The following is a 7,275-nucleotide window of genomic DNA, read 5'->3' on the forward strand; positions in this document are numbered from 1 at the left end:
GCATGGGAATCATTACACGCGATAGTCTTTTAAGTCTCGAGGCTTATCACAAAGAGCGTCCAGCTTTTCGTGAAAAAGCAATCAAAGAGCGCCGTCTCCGAACTGTTCACCTTGGAGATCACGTAACACTGATTTTTGAGAATGAGTTTTTAATGCGCTATCAAATTCAAGAGATGTTGCGCGTAGAAAAAACATTCGAAGAGGATGGCATTGAGGATGAGTTGAATGCCTACAATTCTTTGGTACCAGGCGGCTCAGATTTCAAGGCTACCATGATGATTGAATACCCGAATGAGGCAGATCGTAAGGTTGCGCTTGCGAAGTTGGTAGGTATTGAGCATCAAATGTTTATCGAAGTTGAAGGTCAGCCGCGTGTTTATGCAATTGCTGATGAAGACTTGGAGCGTTCTACCGCTGATAAAACCTCTGCAGTGCACTTTATGCGCTTTGATCTTACAAACGATATGAAGATGGCATTAAAAGCGGGCGCTCAGATGATGGTAGGTTGTGACCATAAAGGTTACCCAATGCATGTACAGACACTGTCTCCGGAAACTTTAGCTTCACTTGTTTCCGATCTGAGTTAAAGCAGGTAATAGACTCTAGAGGTATTGAACACCCGGCAGGGCGCATTGACGAATCACTTCAGCTAGCTCATTCATTGCGGCTGCCCGTGGAAAGTTCTTCCGCCAGACGAGGCAAACTCGTCTGGTTGGAATGGGATCCTCAAATGGGATGTAACGAATGAGCTGATCTGAAGAGGCTGCATCAGAGGCGGATGTTCTTGGTAGTACTGAAATTCCAATACCACTGGCTACCATCTGTCGAATGGTTTCCAGTGATGAGCCCTCAAAACTACGTTGCTCTCCAATCGTTGCGCCAGATCCAAGGCGATTCAATTCTGGGCAGACGCCAAGAACATGGTCTCTAAAACAGTGGCCAGTACCAAGCAATAAAGTATTTTGTTCTTTAAGCTCCCGATGCGGGATTGATGGTCGGTTTTCCCATGGGTGACCTTTAGGTACCGCTACTAAAAATGGCTCGTCATACAGGTCTATCTGATTGAGTCCAGTGCTCGCAAAGGGCTCTGCTATCACAACACAATCTAAAGCCCCTTGACGCAAGACTTCTAGCAGGCGAACGGTAAAGTTCTCCTCTAAAAATAAGGGGGCATTTGGCAAGCGCTCTCGTGCAACTCGCACTAAGCTAGGTAATAAGTAGGGCGCGATGGTGTAGATGGCGCCAAGCCTCAGTGGGCCTGATAGAGGATCTTGGCCGTGCTTTGCTAAGTGTTTTAAGGAGTTAGCTTCTTCAAGCACTCTCTGAGCTTGATCGACAATTAGTGCGCCCAGACTAGTCATTGCAACTTCAGTATTCGTACGCTCAAAAATTTGCGTGTTGAGTTCTTCCTCTAATTTTCTGATGGCTACCGATAGGGTGGGCTGAGACACAAAGCAAGCATCAGCAGCCCTGCCAAAGTGGCGCTCCCGTGCAACTGCGACGATATAGCGGAGTTCTGTCAGTGTCATGTTTGTCCAGTTTGAAGTAATTGGTCAAATGCACTGATAAATGACTCAGGAGCTTGAGCTCCTTGGACAAGATATTGGTCATTCAGAATTACTGAGGGTACAGAGTGAATGCCTGCGCCAGTATATTGAGCCTCTTCTTCGCGTACTTCATTTGCGTACAGCCCGCTCTCAAGTATCTGCTTGGCTTTATCTGGATCAAGGCCAGCTGAAATGACTGCATTGATCAGGTTTTGTTGATCATCTAAATTGACTGCTAGGCAAAAATACGTCTTCAATAATTCTGTTTTTAAACTTGCTTGTTTCTCAAGACCATACTCTTTGCCAGCCCAATGCAAAAGACGATGTGCGTCGAAGGTGTTATAGACCCGTTTGCGACCATCTGGGTGGAATTGAAAGCCAGCCTCAAGGGCGCGCTCTCTAATCTGGGCTTGGTTGGCATGTACTTGCTCTACGGTAAGCCCATACTTTTCAGTAAGATGCTCGATTGCATCTTGGCCGCCCAAGGGCATATTGGGATTAAGTTCAAAAGGTCGGAAGTGCACTTCAAAGTTTACTTTATCGCCGAATGTGGCGATAGCTTTATTGAGGTTGCCTAAACCTACGGCGCACCATGGGCAGGCTACGTCCGATACAAAGTCAATTTTGATAGTGGGTTTCATGGAAACTATTCTACAGAGGCTTATGAATCAATGCTTGCTTCTAAGCTGTGGAGAATTTTTCTTAGTTTCCGCCAGCGACTTCAATAAATGAGGCGCTTGTGTATGAGGATTCGTCAGAAGCAAGCCAAACAATTGCAGATGCCACCTCAGAAGCAGTCCCACCTCTTTGCATGGGAACAAAGTGTTTTACACGTTCAATGCGATTGGGCTCCCCACCACTCGCATGGATATCCGTATCAATATATCCAGGGCGAACTGCATTGACACGAATACCATCGCTTGCTAATTCTTTTGCCAAGCCAATTGTTAGCGTATCTATAGCACCCTTAGAGGCTGCATAGTCGACATACTCCCGAGGGGAGCCAAGACGAGATGCTACAGAAGAGACGTTCACAATTGATCCGCCGGATCCTTGATAACGAGTCGACATAATTTTGATTGCTGCTTGAATGCACAAAATTGTCGAAAAGACATTAGCATTGAAGATGCGCTGGATACGCTCACTTGACATATCTTCAAGGCGCATTTGTGTTTCTAGAGTTCCAGCGTTATTTACAAGAGCGTGCAGCCCTCCAAAGGCCCTCACTGTTTCTGTAAACAGGTGATTTACTTCATTAGCAATAGTCACATCTGCCTTGACGGAGATTGCTATGCCTCCATTGCCCTGAATCTCTTCAACAACAGCTTGAGCTTCTTGGGTATGAGATTTGTAATTAACGCAAACTGCAAAGCCTTTGCTAGCAGCTAGTTTTGCAGTCGCAGCTCCTATGCCGCGACTAGCACCAGTAACAATCATGACTTTAGACATGATTAGATATTACTAGCTTTGTAATGCTCAGACAATAATAGTGGGAGGGGGGTACTATTGTCATAGTGAGGCTAGTTTGAACATTCAAAATCAATCAAGCCTTTAAAAAAAGATCAAAACTGATTTGCCACCACAGTAATAGATATTTCTTGGAAAAAATTGTTTCAAATTGAGCATATGAGCATGACTTTAATTTATAGATGGCTCGTTGGTTTAGCTAGTATCTTGTGCCTGAGTATGGCGCAAGGACAATCCACCGATACTAATTGCCCTCTGGCAACCAAATCGATCGCCATCGACGCTGGTTCAATCAGTTATCTACAGGGCGGTCAGGGCCCTTCAATCTTGTTGCTGCATGGACTTTTTGGTCAAAAAGGGCAGTGGATGGATATGGCTTGTGCTTTGGCCAATCAGGGATTTAATGTGATTGTTCCTGATCTTCCTGGCTACGGACAAAGTACTGCGTATCCAATCGCTATTTATCAACTAGAGTCCCAAGTAACAACTCTTCAGCGCTTTATGAGATCGGTCAGTGGTAAGCCATTTCATATTGCAGGCAATTCAATGGGGGGTGCCATTGCTAGTTTATATGCCAATCAATATCCTCAAGAGATTAAATCCTTGGCATTTATTGGGGCTCCGCTAGGGATTATTGCCTGGGGTGATCAGGTAAGAGATTCAATCTATCAGGGGGTTAATCCATTTATTCCGATTGATCAAGCGCAATTGGATTTAGAGATGGATCTACTATTTGCAAAACCACCAGTGATTAGTGATGATATTAAAACGCAGTTGCTTCAAGAGTACCGCAACAATAATCGACACTATCAACAGGTTTGGAATATTGTGAATTTTTATGGCAATACTTTAAATCGATTGCCCAATCAATCTTTGCCAACCTGCATTCTATGGGGGGAGCATGATGAAATTTTTAGCATTTCGGGATTGTCAATATTAAAAAAGAAATTTCCCCACTCTCAATCTCATCGCTTAGCGAATGCTGGTCATTTAGTCATGCTAGAGCAGCCGGTGAAAATTTCTGATCTGTACACATCATTTCTTAAAAATTCTCAGTAATGGATTATCAATTGATGGTTAATCCCTTGACTCACTCCTGGACCAATCTATTAAATAGACAATGTTAAAGTTGTCCTTGTCATGATCGATTCCTCTAGCGTCCATAAAACTAAATCTGAATCTTCGGAGATCTTAGGTCTTAATATCTGGCGCTTGGTAGCTGTAGCTGCGGTTGCCGGGATTGGTGTGGGATTTATTGGGGGCACATTTCATTGGATGCTAGTTCATGGAAGTGAGCGCTTTTCCACACTCTTGGTGAGTTGGAAAGTTGATGGATTTTATGGTGTCCCTGGATGGATTGGCGCCGCTTTAATTGCAGGCATTAGTATCGGCATAGCCCGTTGGATGGTTTATTTTGCTCCAAGTGCGGCTGGTAGTGGGGTCCAGCACGTAGAAGCAGTTATGCGTAAAGAAGCTGATCCTGCGCCATTCCGTGTTTTGCCAATTAAATTTTTCGGTGGATTGTTTGCAATGATCCCGGGGATGGCTTTAGGTCGAGAAGGACCAACTATTCAAATGGCTGCTGTTATAGGTAGTCAATGTGGCCGTATTTTTAGGTTGAGTAAGGAAGATGGGTTCTTGCTCTATACGGCGGTAGCAGGGGCGGGATTATCAGTGGCGTTCAATGCCCCCATGGCTGGCATTGCATTTGTTTTGGAAGAGGTGACTCGCAAGATAACCACCCGAAGTGTCCTTATTACGTTGATTGCGGTTGCTACGAGCATTACTGTATTTCGGGCTCTCTTCGGCAATGCAATTTCTTTTAGCATTCCCACCTTGGTTGCGCCAGAGTTGGCGAACTTAATTCTCTATGCGATCTTAGGATTAATTGTTGGTTTGATAGGCGCTTTATACAACCGCAATATTTTATTTGGGCTGAATATATTTTCTACTACCATGCCCAATATCCCTGCCGCACTCAAAGCAGCTTTTGTTGGGGCAGGAGTTGGATTGATTGCTTACTGGCAGCCTTCTTGGGTTGGCGGAGGTGACTTACAGGCTCAGCAAATACTGTCCAATAATTTAGGTGCTCAAGCACTACTTACTTTGTTAATCGTGCGCTGGTTGTTGGGCTCCATCTCTTATTCACCTAGTTTGCCTGGCGGCCTGTTTGCGCCTTTGCTGTTGGTCGGTGCAATTTTTGGAGCTTTATTTGCACAGCTCATTAACTTTATTCCAGTCCTTGCATTTCAGGCCGATACAGTGTCGTTTGCCTTGGTTGGAATGGCTGCTTTTTTTACAGCAGTAGTACGCGCCCCCTTTACTGGTGTATTGCTCATCATTGAAATGAGTGGTGGGGTGATATTAACCCCAGGCCTATTGGTGGCCTGCGTCTGCGCAACATTAATCACCTCTTATATGGGCTCTCCGCCTATCTATGACTCTCTAAGAGCGAGGATGTTCTCGAGGTAGTTCTATTTGGGCGATAGAATGACTGCATTACTAACGCAAAGGACCAGATCATGAAAATTGTTAACTCCACATTGATAACTCTGGCAACAGGCCTCGTATTAACAGCTTGTGCTCAACAGACAGAATTAATTCCCACTAAGGGTCAATCACCTGAGCGCTACAACCAAGACCGCGCAGCTTGTATAAAAGAGTCCAATACATACTACGGTAATGGTGGTGGCGTTCCATCTGAGTCTGATGTATTTTTGGGATGCATGAAGGCAAAGGGTTATCAAATTAAACAAAAGTTCTAATGCTGATGGATGAGGGCGCTAAGTACTTTTGCCGTTCTAAAGAAATTAAACCACCTTCGGGTGGTTTAATTTTGTCGACCAACGCAGTTTGAAACTCATTTAGCACTCTTGTCCACGCGTGACACTCAATCGCTGCAGGCATTGCGCTACCGAGTTTCTTTTGAATTGATTAAGGAAAGAATTTCACCATAAAGATGGTATGAATATAAGGAATGGCATAAGATGAGGCTAATTATTTCTATTTCTCGAGTCAGAAAATATGTTACAAGAAGATAAAAAATCCATTATCGAGGCGGAAGAGCGTTTTAGGCATGAAATTAAGTTAAAGCTCGAAAGCGAATTTTCTAAAAGCCAGCCCACTATTGAAAAGATAGAAGACTCAGCTAAAGATATTGAAAAGAAAGCTTCTTCAAAAGTATTGGATTTTTTGAATAGTTCATTGGGGATGCTATTGATTTCCTCGGTGTTGATTTCGGGTGGTGGAACCCTTTATCAGCAGGCACAACATCATTATGCGGTGGAGCAAAAAAATAAAGAGCAATTGGTAGCTTATCAATTTGAGATTGGCGATCGCATTCAAAATATGCGTTATTTGCTTCGACACAGCAAGACTGTAGGTGATGCAAAAACCGCATTGGCCAGCATCTTCAAAAGCAAATTTCCGCTCAACTCAGATTTGGATAATAAAAGTCTTTCTGCTCTGTACTTTAATTTGTATCAATTAATACAGGGAAGTCAAAAGACAAAGAGCAGAGAGGCTATGGAGATCTTAAGAGAGCTTGAGGATGCTGAGTATTCGCTGCAATCTAAAGATAACAATAGCTTACTCAATGCCGATGAAAAAGAAAAACTAACCAAATTGGTTCTGAGTATCGAAAAACTTCATCTAGATTCACCTGTTAACTAATTGTGTCGAGGCATCAATTTCGCCACATTCCATTGAGAATCTGAACAGCCTAATTGTTGCGCTATTTTTTTTTGAATCTTCTTGTTGGTTAACCCGATAATCAACCTTTAAAAACACGCTTATGGTGCTGTTGCTCATCGAGCGCCCATCATCCTCACCTATGGCGAACCCATGGATTGCCTGTTCTTAAAGCAGGCGCAACATTTCCTTGCACCAGAAAGACAAAGCCCCCACTATTGCTAGTGGGGGCTTCTTGATACTGGTGGGTCGGGCGAGATTCGAACTCGCGACCAACGGATTAAAAGACGCAAAATTGTTCTAAAACAGTAATTTAGACATTGGCTTAAACCCGCCTAGAAATAGGTGCGATATAGGCAGCGGGTTTTGTGGATCGGATTGGTACGAGGTGGAGGTCAGTTGGTTTCGACAATGTCATATTGGAGTGTCGTGTTTCCGGACACTGGTTTTGTCGGGTTAACCGACATCTTTGAATGGCTGCTGTCGGCCTTGATTTCAACCCGTCGATGCAACAGATTGAGCAAAACGTTCTGCCGGTGTTTGATAGTTTAGTGTTTTTCTAGGGCGTTCA

8 protein-coding genes are annotated in these 7,275 nt (G+C 44.0%); 5 read left to right on the forward strand and 3 right to left on the reverse strand.

Features of this window, described 5'->3' with window-relative positions:
- Nucleotides 1-2: 2 nt before the first annotated feature.
- Nucleotides 3-587, forward strand: coding sequence for a DUF3501 family protein (locus A2X74_RS06025; protein WP_293624443.1), 585 nt, complete (start codon nt 3-5; stop codon nt 585-587).
- A gap of 15 nt (nt 588-602) precedes the next feature.
- Here the strand turns inward: A2X74_RS06025 and A2X74_RS06030 are convergent, their stop codons facing one another.
- The 3 genes from A2X74_RS06030 to A2X74_RS06040 form a co-directional block, all read right to left on the reverse strand.
- On the reverse strand, nt 603-1,529 hold the full coding sequence (locus A2X74_RS06030) for a LysR substrate-binding domain-containing protein (protein ID WP_293624445.1): 927 nt from the start codon (nt 1,527-1,529) through the stop codon (nt 603-605).
- Nucleotides 1,526-2,188, reverse strand: a complete 663-nt coding sequence (locus tag A2X74_RS06035) for a DsbA family oxidoreductase (protein WP_293624447.1) — start codon at nt 2,186-2,188, stop codon at nt 1,526-1,528. Before A2X74_RS06035 ends, A2X74_RS06030 begins: the two co-directional genes overlap by 4 nt.
- 61 nt (nt 2,189-2,249) lie before the next feature.
- On the reverse strand, nt 2,250-2,996 hold the full coding sequence (locus A2X74_RS06040) for an SDR family oxidoreductase (protein ID WP_293624449.1): 747 nt from the start codon (nt 2,994-2,996) through the stop codon (nt 2,250-2,252).
- A 177-nt stretch (nt 2,997-3,173) separates the two neighbouring features.
- Between A2X74_RS06040 and A2X74_RS06045 the strand changes: the two genes are divergently transcribed.
- From A2X74_RS06045 to A2X74_RS06060, 4 genes are all read left to right on the forward strand, one after another.
- A complete protein-coding gene (locus A2X74_RS06045) occupies nt 3,174-4,073 on the forward strand; it encodes an alpha/beta hydrolase (RefSeq protein ID WP_293624451.1) in 900 nt (299 codons plus the stop codon).
- Between the two features lie 81 nt (nt 4,074-4,154).
- Nucleotides 4,155-5,486, forward strand: coding sequence for a ClC family H(+)/Cl(-) exchange transporter (locus A2X74_RS06050; RefSeq protein WP_293624453.1), 1,332 nt, complete (start codon nt 4,155-4,157; stop codon nt 5,484-5,486).
- Nucleotides 5,487-5,536: 50 nt separating this feature from the next.
- The gene (locus tag A2X74_RS06055; RefSeq protein ID WP_293624455.1) at nt 5,537-5,779 is read left to right on the forward strand and encodes a hypothetical protein; all 243 of its coding nucleotides are present in this window, start codon (nt 5,537-5,539) and stop codon (nt 5,777-5,779) included.
- Between the two features lie 259 nt (nt 5,780-6,038).
- Nucleotides 6,039-6,686 (forward strand): hypothetical protein, encoded by a 648-nt coding sequence (locus A2X74_RS06060; RefSeq protein WP_293624457.1) that lies wholly within the window; start codon nt 6,039-6,041, stop codon nt 6,684-6,686.
- The last annotated feature ends 589 nt before the right edge of the window (nt 6,687-7,275 follow it).

Source organism: Polynucleobacter sp. GWA2_45_21 (assembly GCF_001830325.1).
Classification (GTDB): domain Bacteria; phylum Pseudomonadota; class Gammaproteobacteria; order Burkholderiales; family Burkholderiaceae; genus Polynucleobacter.